The sequence below is a fragment of the Klebsiella sp. CTHL.F3a genome, from assembly GCF_019890895.1.
GTDB lineage: Bacteria > Pseudomonadota > Gammaproteobacteria > Enterobacterales > Enterobacteriaceae > Klebsiella > Klebsiella grimontii.
Genome location: NZ_CP082360.1, coordinates 4184520 through 4206319, shown reverse-complemented (window position 1 = coordinate 4206319; position 21800 = coordinate 4184520). Strand labels below are relative to the sequence as shown.

The window sequence follows — 21800 nt, the reverse complement described above, 5'->3', positions numbered from 1 at the left end:
GAGGGGGCTAGTCGCCTGCGACTGCCGCCTGTTTTCCGCGCCGTTTCTCAATCGCCCACTTGAGTAACGCCGCACAGCGATAAAATCCGTGGGCAAATTTTCCGTAAGGAAGGGTTAAAAACAGCGCCATCACCACGCCGAGATGAATGGCAAGCAGAATGCCCATCCACGAGGTGTCCCGTCCCGCCAGCAGGGTGAGACCGGTGAAGCTGGTCAGCAGCAGCAGCAGGATAAAGGCGCGATCCATCGGTTTTTGCCGCGGGTCGCCGTGCAGCGGTGAGCGGCGCAGGTTCAGCCATAGCAAACCCGCCGGGCCCACCAGCAGGCTGATGCCGCCGAGCGTACCCAGCACAACCGGTACGCTGAAGAACGAGTAGGGGGCTTCCCAACCGGCGATATAGTGATAACCCGTAGCCACCACGGTGGCGGCGAAACAGAGTAGAAAACCGTAGAAGGTAACGTGATGGAAACGACGGCGCATCAGGGTAAACGCGTCATCAGCCTCGTTGCAGCCTTTACCGTGCCCGCCGTCGAGATACTTCAGCGTGAGCGCATCATGTGAGGCTTTAGCGATGTCTATGGCCTGGGGCTGACCCGGCGAGATCTCGCGCCAGAAACGGATCACCCCGGCCATCAGTAACCCCATGGCCAGCATGAAGACCGTGCCAAACATCCACGCCAGCAGGTTATGGGGAAAAATCTGGTAAAAATCTCCTGCCAGCGGCGGATGTAGCAGAGAGCCTTTGAGCCCCATCGCCAGCAGCAGAAAGAGGATCAACCCACCGACCAGCGCCAGCGCCGTGGTCACGCCGGCCCGACGATACAGGCTGCCGAAAGCCGCGGGCTGGGCGTAATGTTGATAGGTTTCCAGCCGCACTTCCGCCATCGCCTTCGGGACATTAATGGCAAACTCGTGCGGCGGCGCGTACTGGCAGGCATGTAGACAGGCGCCGCAGTTATGGCACAGGTTAGCCAGATAGTTTATATCCGCTTTACCAAAAGCCAGGCGCTGGGTCATCGCCGGAAATACGGCGCAAAAACCTTCGCAGTAGCGGCAGGCGTTACAGACCTGCATCACTCGTTCGACTTCCGCTTCCGGCTCGGTGATGATTTGCGCGTCAATGATCAGCTTTTCAAGCGACTTCATGGTGTCTCTCCTGCAGTGCCGCGCGGGCGGCTTGTTGGCCGGCAATGCGGCCGAATGTCGTCCCGATGGACATGCCCACGCCGGCGGTATAGCCTTTGCCCAATACGTTGCCGGCCATCATCTCACCGGCAACGAACAGGCTACGGCTCGGCTTGCCCGCAAAATGGACGGCGGCGTGTTCATTGACGTAGAGCCCTAGGTAGGTGAAAGTGATCCCCGGTCGTAGGGCATAGCCGTAGTAAGGCGGCGTATCGATGGGCCGCGCCCAGTGGGTTTTCGGCGGCGTCAGGCCGGATGTCGCGCAGTTATCAAGGCGGGTATGATCGAACTGGCCGGGCGCGCAGGCGGCGTTGTAGCGGGCGATAGTTTGCGACAAGCGCTCCGCGTCCAGCCCCAGCTGGCGAGCCAATTCTTCGATGGTATTGGCCTGGGCGCCGGGGAAAACGGGCGGCATAAAGTGGCCGATCGCTTTGCTGTCGATGATCGAGTAACCGATTTGGCCGGGCTGGTGGGCGACCAGCCTGCCCCAGATGGCATAACGTTTGGGCCAGAAATCTTCCCCTTCGTCATAAAAGCGCCCGGCGTCACGGTTGACGACCACCCCCAGCGACACGCAATCCACGCGCGTACAGATCCCGCCATCGTACAGCGGCGCCCTGGCGTCAATGGCGACGCAGTGGGATTGCGAAGGATCGCCGATGATGTCAGCCCCGGCGTCAATCATAAATTTGAGTAACACGCCCTGGTTGAAGCGGGTGCCGCGGATGAGAAAGTTATCGGCTGGCCATTCGCCACGCTCATTCTGTCCCCATGCTTCTCGCAGCCACTCGCGGTTAGATTCAAATCCGCCGGCGGCGAGGACGCAGGTTTTGGCGACGATCCTTTCTTCGCCCGCCAGCGCAGCAACGAATTCGCCATTAGATAATTCGAGCGCCTGTACCGGCGTGTTGTAGCGGATTTGTACGCCCATCTGCTCCGCGCTGCGGTAATAGGCGTTGACCAGGGCTTTGCCGCCGCCCATAAAAAAAGCGTTGGTGCGGGCAACGTGCAGGGCGCCGGAGAGCGGCGGCTGAAAGTTAACGCCGTGCTGGCGCATCCAGTCCCGGCATTGCGATGAGGTGCGGATCACCAGGCGCGCCAGCGCTTCGTTGGTGTTACCCTCGGTGACGCGCAGCAGGTCCTGCCAGTACTCTTCTTCCGGATAGCTGTCGATTAAAACATCCTGCGGAGCATCGTGCATACAGCGAAGATTCCGCGTGTGCTGAGAGTTTCCGCCTCGCCATTCTCGCGGCGCAGCCTCCAGCAGCAGCACGGACGCGCCGGCTTCCCGGGCGGTTAACGCGGCGCATAGCGCGGCATTGCCGCCGCCAATCACCAGTACATCCACCATTTTTGGCTCCATTACGCTTTGCTTGATTGTTAAATTTGTAATGGAAATGTATGTGTTTTGGCCGTGAGAACGCTATGGCGTATTGCTAAAGGGGGGTTTAGTGCGCGTAAAGGCTGGCGCCGGGCCAGCGGCCTGACTCCACGAGCTGACGCATGACTTTCGCCAGTATTACCCGCGCGGCAAGGCCCGCTGGGGTCAGTTCATCATCTGAAAGGCTGACGAGAAAGTTTGGCCGACTGAGTATTGGATTCTCGACGCCGATCACTCTCAGGGACTCGCCGTCGAGATGGGAAATCGCCGCCCCCGGTTGCAGCGTGGCGCCCAGTCCGTCGCGGACGGCGCGCATCAGCAGGGCCAGACCGTCGATTTCAGCCACCACATCAACGTTAAGGGCGTGCTCCTGGCAGATTGCTTCCAGCCTGCCGCGCAGTCCATGCCCCAGGCTTGGCATTATCAGCGGGATAGCGGCCAGCTGGCCAGGCGAGATGCTCGCTTCGGGAAGGGGGGCCAGCACGTCATGGGTGCCAATCAGAAACAGACGCTCTTCGAGAATAGGCCTGGCGCTCCAGCGCACAAGCTTCTCCTTCTGAAACACGATAGCTAAATCAAGCTGGCGGGTGTTGATCATGCGTTCCAGATTACCGGAGAGGCTCTCGACCAAATGCAGGCGGACGTCGGCATAGCTTTCGCGCATCGCGTGAATAAAAGGGACCCCAAGCACAGAGGCGGTGCTGGGGGCCATACCGACGCTGACGTGGCCGGAAAGGCGCGCCTCGCGCGCGGCGAGAACCGCATCGTCGGCGTGACGCAGCGCGAGCTGCGCCTGGGAGTAGAAGGCGAGACCAGCGCTGGTCGGCATTACGCCGCGCGAAGTCCTCTGCAGCAGACGGATGGCGAGTTCGTTCTCAAGGCGCGCCATCTGTTGGCTCAGCGCGGAGACGCCGATATTCAGATCAAGCGCGGCGCGGCCCATACTGCCGGTTTCAATAATGCGGACAAAATAGCGTAGCTGGCGAAGCTCCATGTCGACTCTCCGTACACGTCAGGATGTACTGACAGTAAACGTATTGCAGCGTGAGAGAAAGAGGCAGCAAATTCCGGGCAAAAAAAAGCCAACCTTCAGGTTGGCTTTTTGCGGGATACGATGCGGTGATTATTTCTCTGCCGCGTCGTGGGCATGTTCATCTTCGCGGCAGTCGCCTTCCGCACAGTGACCGTACAGGTACAGGCTGTGGTTGGTCAGGCGAATACCGTGCCTTGCGGCAATTTCACGCTGGCGCGCTTCGATGGAATCATCGCTAAATTCGATCACTTTGCCGCAGTCGAGGCAAATCAGGTGATCGTGATGATGCTGCTGCGTCAGTTCAAAAACGGATTTACCGCCTTCAAAATTATGACGGGTGACGATGCCGGCGTCGTCGAACTGGTTCAGTACGCGGTAGACGGTGGCCAGGCCAATCTCTTCACCCATATCAATCAGGCGTTTGTATAAGTCTTCCGCACTGACATGATGGTTATCCGGTCCTTGCAGCACTTCCAGGATTTTTAATCTCGGAAGCGTCACTTTCAGGCCAGCTTTCTTTAATGCGGTATTGTTGTCAGTCATGCGGAATCTGTCCTGTTGCTAAACGATCTACTTCCATCAGCGGAAGTAATACAGAGAATCACCCGATGTAATGCGTCTCATTATAGAACTGCCATGGTGAAATGAAAACTGCAAGCATCGGGCCTTGTATGCTGTCAAAAACGAGGCACTCGCTACAAAGTGCTTCACGCGACCCCGTTAAATCAGAGGACATTGTACAGATATGTGATTAAAAGTTAAAAACTTGTAGCTATAACTTTGATTGCTTTTATCTATCAATTCGACGAAATCTGATGATTTCGTCGTTTAGACTCAGGCATTCTTGATTTCTTCGAGGTGCAGCTCTTCAGAAATCTGTTTTACCCATTTTTCCACGCGTTCGTTAGTCAATTCTGGCTGACGATCTTCGTCAATGGCCAGGCCAACAAAGTGATCGTCATCGGCCAGGCCTTTAGAGGCTTCAAAATGGTAGCCCGCGGTCGGCCAGTGGCCAACGATAGTTGCGCCGCGCGGTTCGATGATATCGCGGATGGTACCAAGCGCATCGCAGAAGTATTCAGCATAGTCTTCCTGATCGCCACAGCCAAATAGCGCGACCAGTTTGCCGTTGAAATCGATCTCTTCCAGCGTCGGGAAGAAATCGTCCCAGTCGCACTGGGCTTCGCCGTAGTACCAGGTCGGAATGCCGAGCAGCAGGATATCGTGACCTTCCAGATCCTCTTTGCTGCTTTTGGCAATGTCGTGAACATCAGCAACATCTTTACCAAGCTGCTTTTGGATCATTTTTGCAATATTTTCGGTGTTGCCGGTGTCGCTGCCAAAAAAGATGCCGATGATTGCCATGAGTAAAATAACCTCTTGAAACTTAATGATGTGGTAGTGGCATAATGCCCGCAGATAGGGGCAATGATAGCAGAACAGAGAAGGACGCGGAAACAGCAATCACGCCCAACTGCACACTCTGCTACATGAAAGCTTATTTTTTGAGGGTTTTAGGCTTTATCCTGGCCGCGCAGGGCCGCCAGCTGACTCATCAGCATCTCTTCGATAAGATCGCTGCGGTTCATATTACGGGCTTCCGCCAGCTCATTAAGCGCATCGACCGCATCGGCATTCAGCTTTAGCTCCACGCGCTTAAGACCGCGACTCTTGTCGCGTTTAAGCTGATTGCGTTTGTTGATGCGCAGCTGTTCATCACGCGAAAGCGGATTGGTTTTCGGTCTACCCGGCCGACGCTCGGTTGCGAACAAATCTAATGTCGTACGGTCCGTTTGTTCTTTTGCCATGATTCAGAGTGACTTCGGGGGAAACAAGCTATCGGGCATAGCCGACGCAGACAGCGCGCCATAATACATCAGGCGACGGGCTGCGCCAACGACCGCGGGCATTAAGCCGCGCGGTCGGGCAGATTTTAGCCAGTCAGGCGGCGATAGAGGTTAAATAACGACGAATTGCGCGGATCACGGCCTCCGGTTTTTCGGCATGCACCCAGTGCCCGGCGCCGGCGATAACGTGCGCACGCGCCTGGGGAAACTGCGCCAATAGTGCGTCACGGTATGCGTCGGTGACGTAGGGGGAGTTACCGCCGGGGATAAACAGCGCCGGATGTGGCCAGGCCGGAACGGTTTGCCAGCCGACGATATTATCGTACTGCTCCCACAGCACCGGTACGTTAAACCGCCACTGGCCGTCTACGAAGGACTTCAGCAGAAACTGAATCACGCCCTCTTCGTTAAGGTGCTGACGCATGACTGCCGCCGCCTGTTGACGCGTTGCGGCGCCCGCGTCGGTGACGGCGTTGATGGCGGCGAAGATTTCATCATGACGGCGAACCTGATAATCCACCGGGGCGATATCAATGGCGATCAGGCCCGCGATGCGCTCCGGCGCCAGCGCGCTCAGCGCCATCACCGCTTTACCGCCCATGGAGTGACCAATAAAGGTAGCTTTCTCAATCTGTGATTCATTGAGAGTATCAAGCAGATCCTGGGCCATCGCGGCATAGGTCATTTCCGGCGAGCGCGGCGAAAGACCGTGGTTTCGCATGTCGACCTGTAAAATATCGCGATCGTGAACCAGGTCGCGGGCGAGGATCCCAAGGTTATCCAGGCTGCCAAAAAGGCCGTGGACCAGGACGATAGGGGGATTATTGTGCGGATTCTGTGCAGATTGCGCTCGGCTATTTAATTTCATGGCAAAGTTCTTTTTTTCGCTCCGTCGGGTTAGGGTATTATGTTGGACATTCTGCCATCCGGCTGCAAGACCCGGAAGATTTCCGAGTTTTACCGCCATCCTGGTTTGACGCTATCCGCGGTTGGGATTTGACCCTATAATCCCGACAACTTGTATTCAGAAAAAGATATCGCACTGGATTAAGATGAAAACAATTGAAGTTGATGATGAACTCTATAGCTATATTGCCAGCCATACCAAGCATATTGGCGAGAGCGCATCCGACATTTTACGGCGTATGTTGAAGTTTTCCGCCGTTTCCCAGCCTGTCGCACCGGTAGCGAAAGCCGCTCCGGCCCCTGCGCCAACGCCTGCCGCTGAAGTGAAGCCCGCTAATCCTCTGAAAGATAAAGTCCGCGCGATGCGTGAGCTGCTGTTATCTGATGAGTACGCTGAACAAAAGCGCGCGGTAAACCGTTTCATGCTGGTTCTGACTACCCTCTACTTCTTAGACAGCAAAGCGTTCGCGGAGGCGACCGAGTCCCTGCACGGCCGCACCCGCGTTTATTTCGCTGAGGATGAGCGCACGCTGCAGAAAAACGGTAATCAGACGAAACCTAAGCAGGTTCCTGGTACACCGTGGTGGGTCATTACAAATACCAATACCGGTCGCAAATGCAGCATGATCGAACATATCATGCAGTCTATGCAGTTCCCTGCGGAATTGATCGAAAAGGTTTGCGGTACAATCTAGTTAATTAACTTTTGCACCAGAAGGATCAGGCAATGGCAATCGATAAGCGCGCGGGTCAACCTGCGCAACAGAGTGATTTGATTAACGTCGCCCAGCTGACTGCCCAGTACTATGTGCTGAAGCCGGAAGTCGGCAACGCGGAACATGCGGTGAAGTTTGGCACCTCCGGTCACCGCGGCAGCGCGGCGCGCCACAACTTCAACGAGCAGCACATTCTGGCGATTGCTCAGGCAATTGCGGAAGACCGCGCGAAGAACGGGATCGCCGGCCCATGCTATGTCGGGAAGGACACGCACGCACTCTCCGAACCGGCTTTCATTTCCGTACTGGAAGTGCTGGCGGCAAACGGCGTTGACGTCATCGTTCAGGAAAACAACGGCTTCACCCCGACGCCGGCGATTTCCAATGCGATTCTGGTGCATAACAAAAAGGGCGGTCCGCTGGCTGACGGTATTGTGATCACGCCGTCCCACAACCCACCGGAAGACGGTGGTATCAAGTACAATCCGCCAAACGGCGGCCCGGCGGATACCAACGTGACCAAGGTTGTCGAAAATCGCGCCAATGAACTGCTCGCTGCCGGTCTGCAGGGCGTCAAGCGTATTTCTCTTGATGCGGCGCTGGCCTCCGGCCACGTTAAAGAACAGGATCTGGTGCAGCCGTTTATTGAAGGGCTGGCGGATATCGTCGATATGGCGGCGATCCAGAAAGCCGGATTGACCCTCGGCGTTGACCCGCTGGGCGGCTCCGGTATCGAATACTGGAAGCGTATCGCTGAGCATTACAACCTCAATCTAACCATCGTCAACGACCATGTCGATCAGACCTTCCGCTTTATGCATCTCGATAAAGACGGCGCAATCCGCATGGACTGCTCCTCCGAGTGCGCGATGGCGGGCCTGCTGGCGCTGCGCGACAAATTTGACCTGGCCTTCGCGAATGACCCGGATTACGACCGTCACGGTATCGTCACGCCGGCCGGGTTGATGAACCCGAACCACTATCTGGCGGTGGCGATTAACTACCTGTTCCAGCATCGCCCGCAGTGGGGCAAAGATGTCGCTGTGGGTAAAACCCTGGTCTCCTCGGCGATGATTGACCGCGTGGTTAACGACCTCGGCCGTAAGCTGGTGGAAGTGCCGGTCGGCTTTAAGTGGTTTGTTGATGGTCTGTTTGACGGCAGCTTCGGCTTCGGCGGCGAAGAGAGCGCGGGCGCTTCGTTCCTGCGCTTTGACGGCACTCCGTGGTCCACCGACAAAGACGGCATCATCATGTGCCTGCTGGCGGCGGAAATCACCGCGGTCACCGGGAAAAACCCGCAGCAGCACTACGACGAGCTGGCAGAGCGCTTCGGCGCGCCGAGCTACAACCGTCTGCAGGCCTCCGCGACCTCTGCCCAGAAAGCGGCGCTGTCTAAGCTCTCTCCGGAAATGGTCAGCGCCAGCACCCTGGCGGGCGACCCGATTACCGCGCGTCTGACCGCGGCGCCGGGTAACGGGGCGGCGATTGGCGGCCTGAAGGTGATGACCGACAACGGCTGGTTCGCCGCGCGTCCTTCAGGTACCGAAGACGCCTATAAAATCTACTGTGAAAGCTTCCTTGGCGCTGAGCACCGTCAGCAGATTGAGAAAGAAGCGGTGGAAATTGTCAGCGAAGTGCTGAAAAACGCGTAAGTGACATGATGATAATCAGGCCCTTTTCAGGGCCTGATTTTTTTCGCAGGGATAGCGATGAAACTGGAACAAAAAAACGTTTTTTGGTTTTGGGGCGGGATGGATCTCTTTTATCTCTTGCAGTTTATTGGCTGGAACATCTACCACCAGCGAGTGCCACTTTACGACGATATCCTCTCCTTTTTACCGCTGCTGCAAACCTGGGGCTCCGCGGCCGCCTGGCTGTTTTCACTTCATTTTATTCTGACTGTCAGTATTCCCGCGTCGATGATTCTCTTCTGGCGCCAGAGCCGCTATGCGCCATGGCTGGCCTATGCGCAGACGCCGCTGCGTCTGGCCTTTATGCTCCCGTCGCTTTCGCTGGTGGTCTGGCTGGCACAGGCGATGGCATTTAAAAGCGCGGCCTTCTTTATTGCTCTGCTGCTGGTTTCAGAAGCGGCAAAAGTCGTGACATTATGGCGATGCCGCAAGGTTTGACCTTACGTGTTATCAAGACGACACAGGGTTGCCGGGTATTACGCTGACTGAATCGGGCATAAACGGGTATTATAGCTTTGACCGGGTTTGCCCGTTTTAGTGAATATGCTGCTAAAGCAAACGAACAATCACGGCTAATTCTGCGATTTTAATCACAATTTTATTCCATCCAAAATGAAAGTTACCTGATATATATGATCAACTTCAAACTAAAAAAAGCTAAAAACTTGTTTTGATTTTGTATGATTTATGTCACTTACTGATATGGACGATTTTGTTATATTTATGTCATTAAATCCTGAATGCTTTCTTGAGAACGTCTATGTTACAAGTGAAACGTCATTCATTAATTGTGGAATATGTCGTAGAAAAAGGATGTGCCAGAGTTAATGAACTCTCACAGATATTTGGCGTATCTCCAGAAACTATTCGTCGAGATTTAACCTCGCTGGCGAAAAATAAAAAAATAGTTCGCAGTTTTGGCGGCGCAATGATTTCTGAAAATAACGCATCATTTTTAGCTGCCGATACGCCGACAAATCACGGGAACTTTGTCGATAAAGCCGAGGCCTTTATTAAGCGTACCAAAGAGCAGCCAGAACGTAAGATGCGCATCGCTAAAGGTGCGCTGCAGTTTATTCATGAGCATGAGTGCATTATCATGGATAATAGCAGCTCCTGCTGGTTTTTAGCACGCCAGCTGCCTGACATCGAGCTGACGGTGATTACCAATTCTTTGAATATTATTCAAACCTTAGCCTGTCGTAAGAAAATAAGAATAGTCAGCGTTGGGGGTGAATATTCTGAGCGCCACGGTGATTTTCACGGTCCGGTCGCCGAGTTCATTATCAACAACTTTAAGGTCAATAAGCTGTTTTTTTCTTGCCAGGGGCTCGACGCCGGGCTGGAAATAAAAGACAGCAATGAAGTTAACGTCCGGCTGAAGCAGGAGATGCTCAAAGTTGCCGATCAAAAAATCCTGATGGTCGATAGCAGTAAGTTTGAACGCTATTCACTCTATAAAATATGCGATCTGGCGGATATTGATGTGTTGATCACTAACGAATTACCAGCTGATATCTATCGCCAGCACCAGGTACATATTGTCGAGACTAAATAGCCGTTCTGCCAGATATTTTACAGGCATTATTATTTAATAGTCCTTGTGCCAAATGGAGGAGTATTGCGCTAGCAATACTATTCCTCTTCATTATTTATCCGAAAAAGAGGTTTACGATGGAACAATTACCTGAAGGTATGAAAGCGGTTGTCTGCCATGGCCCCCAGGATTATCGCTTTGAGAAAATTCCCCGCCCGGTCGCCAAAGAAAAGGAAGTGGTTATTAAGGTTGACGGGTGTGGAATCTGCGCCGGCGACTGCAAGGCCCAGGACGGCGCGCCGATGTTCTGGGGCGATAATCCGTGGGTAAAAACGCCGGTAGTGCCCGGCCATGAGTTTTACGGTCGGGTTGCCGAGTTAGGCCCGGGCTCCGCTGAAAAATATCAATTAAAAATTGGCGATCGCATCCTGGCCGAACAGATTGTCCCCTGCCATGAATGCCGTTTCTGTAAAACCGGAAAATACTGGATGTGCGAAACCCATGATATTTACGGCTTCCAGAAAGATGTCGCCGATGGTGGTATGGCTGAATATATGCGTTTCTCCGAACGCGCGATTATTCATAAAATTCCTGAATCATTAAGTGAAGAAGATGCTGCGTTGATCGAACCTATGGCCTGCGCAATCCATACGGTACGCCGCGGAGATATCGAACTGGATGATGTGGTTGTTATCGCCGGCGCTGGGCCGCTGGGGCTGTGTATGGTACAGGTCGCTCATCTGAAAACGCCGAAGAAACTGGTGGTCATCGACACGATGGACGACCGCCTGGCGCTGGCGAAAGCGTTTGGCGCCGACGTGGTCATCAATGCGGCGCAAGAGGACGCCATCGCTATCGTAAAATCCATGACCGATGGCTACGGCTGCGATGTGTATATCGAAGCGACGGGTGCCCCCATTGGCGTGACCCAGGGTCTGGAGATGATTCGTAAGCTGGGACGCTTCGTTGAGTTCAGCGTGTTTGGTAAAGAAACGACCGCCGACTGGTCGATTATTGGCGACCGTAAAGAACTGGATATCCGCGGCGCGCATCTGGGACCTTACAGCTATGAAATCGCCATCGATCTCTTTGCGCGCGGTCTGCTGACCGCCAAAGGCGTGGTGACGCATTTCTATTCTATTGATGAATGGAAAGCCGCTTTTGAGATGGCTAAATCGCTCGATTCCATTAAGGTCGTCATTAAGCCATAAAAATTTTTAACTAGTTAAGTTCGCCATTTTTAATTATTACGCTAATGACCGTCGATGGCTGTTCATTAAATACTGCATTTCAATCATGGGGATAACTGAGATCAATATCGGTGGCTTCTGGCTATCCGTCAGCGGTGGATTTATTGCTCAGTATATCAGGCAGCATCCGTACCATGAAAACGCTGATAAATAATTTTTATTTCTCAGCGCATTACTCAATAAGGAGATAGTGAATGCCTGTAAAATTTAAGACTAAAGCAATACTCTCAGGACTTCTTGCGATGAGCCTGGTTGCCTGCGTTAATGCCAAACCTTTGACTATTGGTATGTCGTTCCAGGAATTGAATAACGAATATTTCGTCACCATGAAAGAGTCGCTTGAGCAGTCGGCAAAAGATATTAATGCCACCGTCTATACAGCGGATGCGGCGCATGATGTCTCCAAGCAGATTAGCGACGTTGAGGATATGCTGCAAAAGAAAATAGATATTTTGCTGATTAACCCAGCTGATAGCGTCGGTGCGGAAACCGCCGTACTGGCCGCTAAAAAAGCCGGCGTGGTGGTGGTGGCGATAGATGCTCAGGCTAATGGTCCGATAGATTCTTTTGTCGGCTCAAAAAACTATGATGCGGGCTTTATTGCCGGGGAGCACTTAGCCAAAGCGCTGGGTGATAAAGGCAACGTAGCGATTCTCGACGGGATTCCGGTAGTGCCTATTCTGGAGCGTGTGCGCGGCTTTGAAGATGCGATGAAAAAGCATCCCAATATTAAAGTGATTACCAAACTGAATGGTAAACAAGAGCGCGATACCTCCATGAGCGTGACGGAAAATATGCTGCAATCCAACCCGACACTCAACGGTATTTTTAGCGTGAATGATGTTGGCTCACTTGGCGCTCTGGCGGCGATTCAGGCATCAGGACGCGATGTGAAGCTAGTGAGCGTTGATGGTTCTCCGGAAGCGGTCGCTGAAATTGCTAAAGGTAATACGCCGTTTATTGCCACCGCCGCTCAGTTCCCGCGCGATCAGCTGCGTATTGGTTTAGGCATTGCCCTGGCCAAACATTGGGGCGCGAATATTCCTAAGGAGATCCCTGTTGATGTGAAGCTTATCGATAAAACCAACGCCAAAGATTTCCACTGGTAATCGCCTTATTACGCCACAGCGGCTCTCGCTAATTCAGGTGAGCCGTGCCGGATTCTTATTAAAGTATGGCTCGCTATTTTACCGAGCCATTATGGAGCGATGTTTATGCCCAGCTTACTGGAAGTCAAAAACGTCAGTAAAAGCTTCCCCGGGGTCAAGGCGCTGGATAATGTCAATATCACCCTTGGCCGAGGGGAGGTGCATGCTTTATTAGGTGAAAACGGCGCGGGTAAATCGACGTTAATGAAAATCCTTTGCGGGATATATCAACCTGACGCCGGTAATATTTTTATTGACGGTAAGCAACAGCATTTTCATAACTATCGTGACGCGATTGCCTGCGGCGTAGGGATTATCTTTCAGGAGTTTTCTCTTATTCCCTATCTGAACGCTTATGAGAATATTTTCCTTAATCGCGAAAAGGTAAATAGTTTTGGCCTGTTAGATCGTAAAGCGATGCGCCGCGAGGCGTTGCGGATTTTTAAAGATCTTGGCGTGACCCTCGATCCCGATGAGCAAATTTGCCATCTCAGCGTCGCCGAGCAGCAGTTTGTGGAAATTGCCAAAGCGCTGTCGCTGGATGCGCGAATTCTCATTCTGGATGAGCCCACCGCGACCTTAACCCCGAGCGAAGCGGAGCATCTTTTCCGCGTGATGCGCGATTTAAAGGCCAAAGGCGTCGGGATGTTCTTTATTTCTCACCATCTAGAGGAGATATATGAGATCTGTGACAGCCTGAGCATACTCCGCGACGGCAAATATATCGGGTCGGCACAGGTCGACAATATCGATATCGCCGAGATGATCCAGATGATGGTCGGCCGTGAAGTGGAGAATATCTATCCCGAACGGCGGACGCTGGCGCATGATGACATACTACTAGAGGCGGAAATTCAGCTTACCGAAAGTAGCCAGGTCAATCGGCTGACGCTGCGCAAAGGGGAGATCTTAGGCCTCGCTGGGCTAGTGGGATCGGGGCGTTCCGAAGCGATCCTGGCTCTGACCGGCGCGGATAAATGCTTCAAAAAACGCGTCCGCCTGGCCGGAAAAGAGGTGACGATAAAATCCACCGACCGGGCTCTGCGTCTGGGCATTGGTCTGTTGCCGGAAAGCCGAAAAACGCAGGGGCTGGTGCTGCCTTTTTCGGTCAAAGATAATATCTGGCTTAACAAACACGCCTGCCAGTTCTCGCTTATCCGCGATAACGAAGAGCGCCTGACCGCCGAGCGCTTAATTAGTCACGTTGGCGTGAAAACGCCGGATGCCGGGACCGCGGTGGGAACGTTGAGCGGCGGTAACCAGCAGAAAGTCGTTATTTCCCGTTGGTTGAATCATGATGTCAATATTCTTATTTTTGACGAACCGACTCGCGGTATTGATGTCGGAGCGAAATCAGAAATCTATCAGATTATGCGCGACCTCACCGCCCAGGGTATTTCAATAATTATGATTTCATCTGAGCTACCAGAGGTGATTGGCGTTAGCGACCGGGTGATGGTTTTTCGCGACGGTAATATCGTTGCCGAACTCGAGAGCGACCAAATCAATTCCACAGTGATTATGCTGCACGCTGCCGGTAATATTATTTAGGGAGTATTAAATGAGTAATGAAAACGTGTCATTAGCGCCCGCCGCATCTCCTGATAAAAATAAAAAGATGCTCCATGGTTTATTAAAAATGCCCGCGTTCCTGCCGTTTGTTGGTCTGGTACTCCTGTTCTCCTGTATGGCTATTTTTAATGACTACTTTTTAACGGTCGATAACTTATCGACCGTCGCCCGTCAGGTCTCGATTAATGCCATCATTGCTATTGGGATGACCTTTGCCATCCTGACCGGCGGGATCGACCTCTCCGTCGGCGCGGTCATGGCCCTGGCCGGTACCCTGATGGCGGGATTAATGAAGTACTACGGTTTAGATCCGTGGTTAGCCATTCTTATCGGCCTGTGTTCTGGCGTCGCCTTTGGCGCGCTGAACGGCTTTTTAACCGCCTACGGTAAAATGCCGCCGATTATCGTGACCCTCGGGGCAATGATTATTGCGAAGGGGCTGGCGCTAATCTATACCGGCGGCTATCCCATTTCCGGCTTACCGGATTCATTCGCTTTTTGGGGCCGCGAATATCTGTTCGGTATTCAGGTGCCTATTATTCTGATGGCGGTTTTATATCTCATCTTTTATATCGTCCTGAATCATATGCCGTTTGGTCGCTATGTTTATTCCCTCGGCGGTAATGAAGAAGCGGCGCGTCTGAGCGGCCTGCGGGTGAAATATTATAAATTGCTGGTTTACGTGATCAGCGGCTTTACTGCCAGTTTTGCCGGTCTTATTTTCACCTCGCGGGTGATGAGCGGCCAGCCGAATGCCGGCGTCGGATTTGAACTGGATGCCATTGCCGCAGTGGTACTCGGCGGGGCATCCATTGCTGGCGGTCGCGGAATGATTATCGGCACGCTGATTGGCGCCATGATGCTCGGCGTACTGAATAATGGTTTAAACCTTCTTGGGATCTCACCCTACGTTCAGTACGTGGTGAAAGGGCTTATTATTTGGGGCGCCACCTTTATTAGCTCAGCCAGACGTTAACTTATTTTAAATATGAGGCGAAGGGATATGAATTTTATCGGGGTTGATATCGGTGGTACGGTCACCAAAGCCGGTATATATAATGAGTTAGGGCAAGAGATTCACGTGGCGTCGCAATATGCGCAGGTATTATCCGAGCAGCCGGGCTTTACTGAGCGGAACATGCATGAACTATGGGACACCGTTTGTCGCGTGATAAAAAAAGCGCTGTATGAAAGCCAGGTGCCGCCGCTAAGCATCGGCGGGATCGGTTTCTCCTCGCACGGCAAAGGGCTCTACGCGATTGACAAAAAAGGCGAACCGGTGCGCAACGGGATTATCTCATCCGATACCCGGGCGCTGGCGTTTGTCAAAAAATGGTATCGCGAAGGTATAGACAAGCTGGCATACCCAAAAGGATTGCAGCAGCTGTGGACCGGACATCCGGTATCGCTACTGGCGTGGCTGAAAGCGCATGAACCGGCCAATTATGACAAGATCGATGCCGTTTTAATGGTGCACGACTACGTTCGTTTCCGCCTGACCGGCGAGGCGACGGCGGAGATCACCAATATTTCCGGCAGCAATTTTTATAACCAGTTTATCGCCCGCTATGACCGCGACATGATGGCGCTGTTTGGCATTGAGGAAGTGGCGGATAAAACCGCGCCGGTGGTGAACTCGACGGACTGCGTGGGCCACATTACCCTGCAGGCCTCGCTGGACTGCGGTTTATGCCCGGGGACGCCGGTTTTCGGCGGCTTTTTCGACGTGGTCGCCTCCGCCGTCTCCTCGGGCATTGATCGGGCGGATACTCTGAGCGCGGTGGCCGGAACCTGGAGTATCGCCACCTCGGTGACGGATAGTATTATTGCCAGCGACTTTCCCTACATCTGGGGGAAATACTGCATTCCGGGCAAATATTTCGTTCACGAGGGCAGCCCCACTTCGGCGAGCAATCTCTCCTGGTTTGTGAAGCAGTTTTTCCCTGACGATGACCGCTGCTACGACCATTTCGAAAGCTGGATCGCGCAAGATACCGACAGCAACCTCATTTTTTTACCCTATTTGTTCGGTTCCAATCTGGCGATGGATCTGCCCGGCGCGCTGGTGGGCCTCGCGGGGCATCATACGAAAAAGGATATTATTGCGGCCATCTATCGCGGGATCGTTTTTTCTCACCTGGTGCATCAGGACCGCATTATTGAACTCAATCGGGATATTCAAAAAATTCGCTTTACCGGCGGGCCGAGCCAGTCGAGAGGCTGGACGCAGATGTATGCCGATGCAGCCAATCTTCCGCTGGAAGTGGTAGATATCGAACAGGCCGGCTGTCGAGCCGCCGCGCTGTGCGCGGCGGCCGGTAGCGGAGCCTATGCTAACTTCAGCGAAGCGATTGCCGCCACGCAGCCCGAGGTGGTCTGCTATCAACCCGACGGCAATCGGCATCAGCAGCTGCGCGAAGGCTACGCCCGTTACTTAGCGGTCGCGCAAAGCCTCTCCAGGGCGACGGGAGCGGCGCAATGAAACCCAGACTTGGCATCTACGAAAAAGCGCTCCCCACGGCGCTGGACTGGCCGAAACGCTTCGAAATGGCGGCCGGCCTGGCGTTTGATTTTATCGAAATCTCCGTTGACGAAAGCCCCGAGCGGCAGGCCAGGCTGCACTGGAATCGGGGGCAGCGGCTGGCGTTCGTGGCGGACAAAATCAACAGCGGCATTGATGTGCCGAGCATGTGCCTCTCCGCGCACCGCAGCCATCCCTTTGGTAGCGTCAATCGCGATACACGGCTCAAGGCGCGGGAACTGATGCTGGATGCGCTGGATTTTGCCAGCCATGTCGGGATCCGCAACATCCAGCTGGCAGGCTATGACGTCTATTACGAATCCTCTTCGGCGCAGACCCGGGAATACTTTATTGAGGGCATCAACTGGGCGGTGGCCGAAGCGGCGAAAGCGCAGGTGATGCTGTCGATGGAAATTATGGATACCGCCTTTATGAGCAATATCTCCCGCTGGCTGGATCTCGAACGTAAGGTTTGCAGTCCGTGGTTTTGTGTCTACCCGGACGTTGGCAACTTAAGCGCCTGGCAAAACGACGTTCCCGAAGAGTTGAATAAGGGCATTCATAAAATCACCGCCATTCATTTGAAGGATACCCAGCCCGTTTCGCACGCTTCGCTGGGGCAGTTTCGCGATGTGCCATTCGGGACCGGCTGCGTCGATTTTACCGAGATATTTCGCACGCTCTCGGCGCTGAACTATCGCGGCGCCTGGCTGATTGAGATGTGGGCAAAAAATGATGGCCTGGATAGCCAGCGAATCGCCGAGGCGAAAGCGTGGCTAACGGATAAATACCAGCAGGCGTTTCGTCCGCCCCAGTATGAAGGCATTGCGAATTCAGGAGTGAAGTATGTTGGATAACCTCAAGCAGGCGGTTCTTGATGCCAATCTGGCGCTGCCGAAATTTAATCTTGTGACCTTTACCTGGGGTAACGTCAGCGGTATCGATCGCGAGGCCGGGCTGGTGGTGATCAAACCCTCCGGCGTGGAATATGCCGTGATGACGGCCGAGGATATGGTGGTGGTGGAGCTGGCGACCGGCAGGGTGGTGGAGGGGCGCTATAAGCCCTCGTCGGATACGCCGACCCATCTTGAGTTGTATAAGGCGTTTAGCGGCGTGGGCGGAATTGTGCATACCCATTCGCGTCACGCGACGATTTGGGCGCAGTCGGGCAGGCCGCTGCTGGCGATGGGCACCACCCACGCCGACTATTTTTATGGGCCGATCCCCTGTACCCGCCCGCTCAGCGATGATGAAATCCGCGGTGATTATGAAACCAATACCGGTCACGTGATTATCGAAACGCTGGGCGCGCAGCATACCGATCCGCTCAGCGTACCCGCCGCGCTGGTCCACGGCCACGGCCCATTTGCATGGGGAAAAGATCCGGCGAACGCGGTGCATAATGCGGTGGTGCTGGAGGAGATTGCCTATATGAATATGTGGACCCGTCAGCTGAGCATTGACGAACAGCCGGTCTCTACGACGCTGCTGGATAAACACTATTTGCGTAAACACGGGGCAGGGGCCTACTACGGACAATAATCGCCGGCATTCCCCGGATGGCGGCGTAAACGCTTTATCCGGGCTACCGATTTATAGACGACGACGGGCCTGTAGCCCGGTTAAGCTAAGCGCGAGCCGGGGATCCGCTAAGGCATAAACCGGTAGCCGATCCCGGTTTCGGTCAGCAGATGTTGCGGGCGCGCCGGGTCGGCCTCCAGCTTCTGTCGCAGATGTCCCATATAGATCCGCAGATAGTGGCTGTGTTCCACCGCGTTCGGCCCCCAGACCTGGTTGAGCAACTGCCGCTGGGTCAGCACCTTTCCGGGATTATTGAGCAGTACCGCCAGCAGGCGAAATTCAATTGGCGTCAGATGGATCTCTTCGTCGCCGCGAACGATGCGGCGGGAGGGGATATCGACTTCGACATCGGCAAAACGCACCAGCGGCTCATCGGCCTGGGCGCCGGCATGGCGGCGCATTGCCACCCTCAGCCGCGCCTGCAGTTCACCGATACCAAAGGGTTTGCTGAGATAATCATCGGCGCCGGCGTCAAGCGCGGCGATTTTGTCCTGCTCTTCGGTGCGCGCCGAGAGGACGATAATCGGCATCTGGCTCCACTGGCGAACCTCGCGAATAAACGCGTTACCGTCACCATCGGGCAGGCCGAGATCGAGAATGGTTAAATCCGGCTTGCGGGTCGCGGCTTCGATCAGCCCGCGCTGCAGCGTTTCCGCTTCAAATACGCGCATGCCGTCGGCTTCCAGCGCGGTGCGCAGAAAGCGGCGGATAGCATGCTCATCTTCGATGATCAGAACGTTAATCACATTTCCTCGGCTAACTCTTCCAGTTCAGGGGGCGCTTCTCTCGGCAGTGTAACACGGAAACAGGCGCCGCCTTGCGGGCGCGTCGCGGCGCTAATCGTTCCGCCGTGCACCTCAACGATCGCCTGGCAAATCGCCAGACCCAGACCGACGCCGGGGATCGCCGACTCTTTATTACCGCGGGCGAATTTATCAAAGATAGCCTGTTCCTGCCCGGCAGGAATACCCGGTCCGTTATCCCAAACCTCAAGCAGCAAATTGTGCGTGTCGACATGCGCGGTAATGCCGATTTGCGCCTCTGCTCCCGCGTACTTCACCGCGTTTTCCAGCAGATTAATCAGCACCCGTTCAAACAGCGGCCCGTCGACGTGAACCAGCAGCAGCGGGTCCGGCAGCGCGAGCTGAATATGCCGGCCGCCAAGCCCCGGCTCCAGCATACGCAGCGCGCTACCGACCACCTCTTCCAGCGTTAGCCACTCTTTATGCAAATTAAAGCCGCCGGATTGGATCCGCGCCATATCGAGGAGATTATTCACCAGCCGGGTGGTGTTGAGCACGTGCTGGCGAATCTCATTGGCCTGCGGCGCGTGTTTCGACCCTTCGCTGGCGAGATCGAGCGTCAGGATTTCCGCCTGGCCGAACAGCACCGTTAACGGCGTCCGCAGATCGTGGGACAGCGCCGCCAGTAGCGAGTTACGCAGACTTTCTCGTTCGCTGTTCAGCCGCGCCTGCTCTTCGCTGGCGGTAAGCGTCAGTCTCTCCAGCGCGCTGGCGACCAGCAGAGTGAAGGTTTCCAGCAGGCGCTGCTGTTCGGGGATCATCAGCTGGCGCAGGTTGGCGGGTTCCACAACCAGCAACCCCCAGGTGCGGGCGGCGCTTTTCAGCGGCAGGATTTGGTACGGCACGCCGGGTAGCGTATCGGTACCCGCGCCGGCGGGCTGTCCCTTATCGAAGCTCCAGCGGGCAATGGCGTCATCCCAGGTGATGGCCGCCGTTTGCTGAGTTAGCGGAGAGAGCCGGTTTGTTTCATCGGGCAGCAGCAGCTGGCTGCGCGCCTGAAAGGTCGAGGCGATAAAGCGCTCGCTGGTGGCGGCCACATCCTCACGGCTGCGGCCCACCGCCAACGCTTTTGACATTTCATACAGATGCCGGGTGCGCTGTTCGCGATAGCGTGCCACCCGCGCCTGGTAGCGTACGCCGGCGGTGAGATTGCCGATAAGCAGCCCGACGGTGAGCATCACGCTAAAGGTCAACAAATACTGCACATCGGAAACCGCCAGCGTGCCGCGCGGCGCGACAAAAAACAGGTCGAAGCTGACCACGTTAATCACCGTCGCCAGCACTGACGGCCAGCGGCCGTACAGGAGGGCGATAATCACCACGCCGAGCAGATACAGCATCACCAGGTTGGCGGCTTCAAAAGCCATCAGCCACTGCATGGCGACGACGGTTATCACCGCGCACAGAGCGATGGCGACGACGCATCCCTGGAGCTGCAAACGCCATTTTTCCATTGCGGTCCGGCCATCGCTGGCGCGAGCGGGCAGGGGAGCGGCCTTTTCATCCAGCGCGATCACTACCAAATCGAGGTCCGGCGCGTGGCGGGCCAGACGATCGGCGAAGCCGCTGCGGTCCCACCAGCGCCTTTTTTGCTGGCGACCAATCACTATCTTGCCGAGATTATGTTCGCGGGCGTAGTGCAGAACGGCCTTCTCTTCAGAAGGATCGGCGAGGGTGGCGGTTTCCGCTCCCAGCTCCTGAGCCAGCCTGAGCGCGGCGAGGATCGCCCGCCGTTTCGCTTCCGGCAGGCGATGCAGAGAGGGGGTTTCTACATACACCGCATGCCAGACGCTCCCCAGCCTGGCCGCGAGGCGGGCAGCGGCGCGAACCAGCTTTTCGCTGCCGGTGTTGTGGCCGATGCAGAGCAAAATGGCGTCACGGGTGTGCCAGACTTTTTCCTGTCCCTGACGATCGCGCCAGGCGCGCATTTGCTCATCGACCCGATCGGCGGTACGGCGCAGCGCCAGTTCGCGCAGGGCGATCAGGTTGCCCTTGCGAAAGAAGTTCTCAATAGCCCGCTCGGCCTGGCCGCCGATATAGACTTTCCCTTCATTGAGCCGCTGGCGGAGATCGTCGGGAGGCAGGTCGACCAGTACCACATCGTCGGCGGCGTCGAAGAACGGATCGGGGACGGTTTCACGGACCTGCACGCCGGTAATGCCGCTGACGACGTCGTTCAGGCTCTCCAGGTGCTGGACGTTAACGGTGGTAAACACGTCGATGCCGGCTTCCAGCAGCTCTTCGACGTCCTGCCAGCGTTTGGGATGACGGGAGCCGGGTGCGTTGCTGTGCGCCAGCTCATCGACCAGGATCAGCGCCGGGCGGCGGGCCAGCGCGCCGTCAAGGTCAAACTCTTTAACGTAGCGCCCGCGATGGGAGAGGCGGCGCTGGGGCAGGGTGCTGAGCCCCTCAAGCATCGCCGCTGTCTCTTTACGCCCGTGGGTTTCCGCCACGCCAATCAGAATATCCAGACCCTGGGCGCGCAGCCGCTGCGCTTCCGCCAGCATCGCCCAGGTTTTCCCCACCCCTGCGCAGGCGCCAAAAAAAACCTTTAGCTTACCGCGATGCGGGGCGGCGGTGTGTTGCAGCAGGCGGTCAGGGTCCGGACGCAGCGGCTCGTCACTCATT

20 protein-coding genes are annotated in these 21800 nt (G+C 55.2%); 11 read left to right on the top strand and 9 right to left on the bottom strand.

The genetic code is table 11. From position 1 onward, the window contains the following. Positions 1-7 precede the first annotated feature (7 nt). The 7 genes from tcuB to ybfF all read right to left on the bottom strand — a co-directional run bounded on the left by tcuB (position 8) and on the right by ybfF (position 6315). Positions 8-1147 (bottom strand): tricarballylate utilization 4Fe-4S protein TcuB, encoded by a 1140-nt coding sequence (tcuB, locus tag K7H21_RS19835; protein ID WP_223035301.1) that lies wholly within the window; start codon positions 1145-1147, stop codon positions 8-10. After that, positions 1134-2537 (bottom strand): FAD-dependent tricarballylate dehydrogenase TcuA, encoded by a 1404-nt coding sequence (gene tcuA / locus K7H21_RS19830; protein ID WP_004130471.1) that lies wholly within the window; start codon positions 2535-2537, stop codon positions 1134-1136. Before tcuA ends, tcuB begins: the two co-directional genes overlap by 14 nt. 97 nt (positions 2538-2634) lie before the next feature. After that, positions 2635-3561 (bottom strand): tricarballylate utilization LysR family transcriptional regulator TcuR, encoded by a 927-nt coding sequence (gene tcuR / locus K7H21_RS19825; protein ID WP_049115040.1) that lies wholly within the window; start codon positions 3559-3561, stop codon positions 2635-2637. Between the two features lie 129 nt (positions 3562-3690). Then, positions 3691-4143, bottom strand: a complete 453-nt coding sequence (gene fur / locus K7H21_RS19820) for a ferric iron uptake transcriptional regulator (RefSeq protein WP_004130476.1) — start codon at positions 4141-4143, stop codon at positions 3691-3693. Between the two features lie 291 nt (positions 4144-4434). After that, complete coding sequence (gene fldA, locus K7H21_RS19815; RefSeq protein ID WP_004130478.1) at positions 4435-4965, bottom strand: flavodoxin FldA; 531 nt, start codon at positions 4963-4965, stop codon at positions 4435-4437. Between the two features lie 149 nt (positions 4966-5114). Then, the gene (ybfE, locus tag K7H21_RS19810) at positions 5115-5408 is read right to left on the bottom strand and encodes a LexA regulated protein (protein WP_004130480.1); all 294 of its coding nucleotides are present in this window, start codon (positions 5406-5408) and stop codon (positions 5115-5117) included. A gap of 133 nt (positions 5409-5541) precedes the next feature. Beyond that, entirely contained in the window at positions 5542-6315 is a 774-nt protein-coding gene (gene ybfF / locus K7H21_RS19805; protein ID WP_004130483.1) for an esterase, read from the bottom strand. Between the two features lie 184 nt (positions 6316-6499). Here ybfF and seqA point away from each other — a divergent pair, with 184 nt between their 5' ends. From seqA to araD, 11 genes are all read left to right on the top strand, one after another. Next, positions 6500-7048 carry a replication initiation negative regulator SeqA gene (seqA, locus tag K7H21_RS19800; RefSeq protein WP_223035300.1) on the top strand — a complete coding sequence of 183 codons (549 nt, stop codon included), beginning with the start codon at positions 6500-6502 and terminating at the stop codon, positions 7046-7048. Between the two features lie 32 nt (positions 7049-7080). Beyond that, on the top strand, positions 7081-8721 hold the full coding sequence (gene pgm, locus K7H21_RS19795) for a phosphoglucomutase (alpha-D-glucose-1,6-bisphosphate-dependent) (protein ID WP_004130488.1): 1641 nt from the start codon (positions 7081-7083) through the stop codon (positions 8719-8721). A gap of 57 nt (positions 8722-8778) precedes the next feature. Further along, on the top strand, positions 8779-9198 hold the full coding sequence (locus K7H21_RS19790) for a hypothetical protein (protein WP_004130490.1): 420 nt from the start codon (positions 8779-8781) through the stop codon (positions 9196-9198). Between the two features lie 322 nt (positions 9199-9520). Then, positions 9521-10318 carry a DeoR/GlpR family DNA-binding transcription regulator gene (locus tag K7H21_RS19785; protein ID WP_004130492.1) on the top strand — a complete coding sequence of 266 codons (798 nt, stop codon included), beginning with the start codon at positions 9521-9523 and terminating at the stop codon, positions 10316-10318. A 116-nt stretch (positions 10319-10434) separates the two neighbouring features. Next, complete coding sequence (locus K7H21_RS19780) at positions 10435-11508, top strand: erythritol/L-threitol dehydrogenase (RefSeq protein WP_004130493.1); 1074 nt, start codon at positions 10435-10437, stop codon at positions 11506-11508. A gap of 281 nt (positions 11509-11789) precedes the next feature. Further along, the gene (locus K7H21_RS19775) at positions 11790-12656 is read left to right on the top strand and encodes an ABC transporter substrate-binding protein (RefSeq protein WP_224325664.1); all 867 of its coding nucleotides are present in this window, start codon (positions 11790-11792) and stop codon (positions 12654-12656) included. A gap of 105 nt (positions 12657-12761) precedes the next feature. After that, positions 12762-14246, top strand: a complete 1485-nt coding sequence (locus K7H21_RS19770) for a sugar ABC transporter ATP-binding protein (protein ID WP_004130495.1) — start codon at positions 12762-12764, stop codon at positions 14244-14246. Between the two features lie 67 nt (positions 14247-14313). Then, positions 14314-15243, top strand: a complete 930-nt coding sequence (locus K7H21_RS19765) for an ABC transporter permease (protein ID WP_049115043.1) — start codon at positions 14314-14316, stop codon at positions 15241-15243. A gap of 27 nt (positions 15244-15270) precedes the next feature. Next, positions 15271-16749 (top strand): FGGY-family carbohydrate kinase, encoded by a 1479-nt coding sequence (locus K7H21_RS19760; RefSeq protein ID WP_157261898.1) that lies wholly within the window; start codon positions 15271-15273, stop codon positions 16747-16749. Beyond that, positions 16746-17645, top strand: coding sequence for an L-ribulose-5-phosphate 3-epimerase (locus K7H21_RS19755; protein ID WP_142481178.1), 900 nt, complete (start codon positions 16746-16748; stop codon positions 17643-17645). Before K7H21_RS19760 ends, K7H21_RS19755 begins: the two co-directional genes overlap by 4 nt. Continuing rightward, positions 17635-18330, top strand: coding sequence for an L-ribulose-5-phosphate 4-epimerase (gene araD, locus K7H21_RS19750; RefSeq protein ID WP_004130499.1), 696 nt, complete (start codon positions 17635-17637; stop codon positions 18328-18330). Before K7H21_RS19755 ends, araD begins: the two co-directional genes overlap by 11 nt. Positions 18331-18437: 107 nt before the next feature. Here araD and kdpE read toward each other — a convergent pair whose 3' ends face one another. Both kdpE and kdpD read right to left on the bottom strand, forming a co-directional pair. Next, the gene (gene kdpE / locus K7H21_RS19745) at positions 18438-19115 is read right to left on the bottom strand and encodes a two-component system response regulator KdpE (RefSeq protein WP_049115036.1); all 678 of its coding nucleotides are present in this window, start codon (positions 19113-19115) and stop codon (positions 18438-18440) included. Beyond that, complete coding sequence (gene kdpD, locus K7H21_RS19740; RefSeq protein ID WP_004130504.1) at positions 19112-21799, bottom strand: two-component system sensor histidine kinase KdpD; 2688 nt, start codon at positions 21797-21799, stop codon at positions 19112-19114. The genes kdpE and kdpD overlap by 4 nt, the downstream gene beginning before the upstream one ends. Between the last annotated feature and the right edge of the window lies 1 nt (position 21800).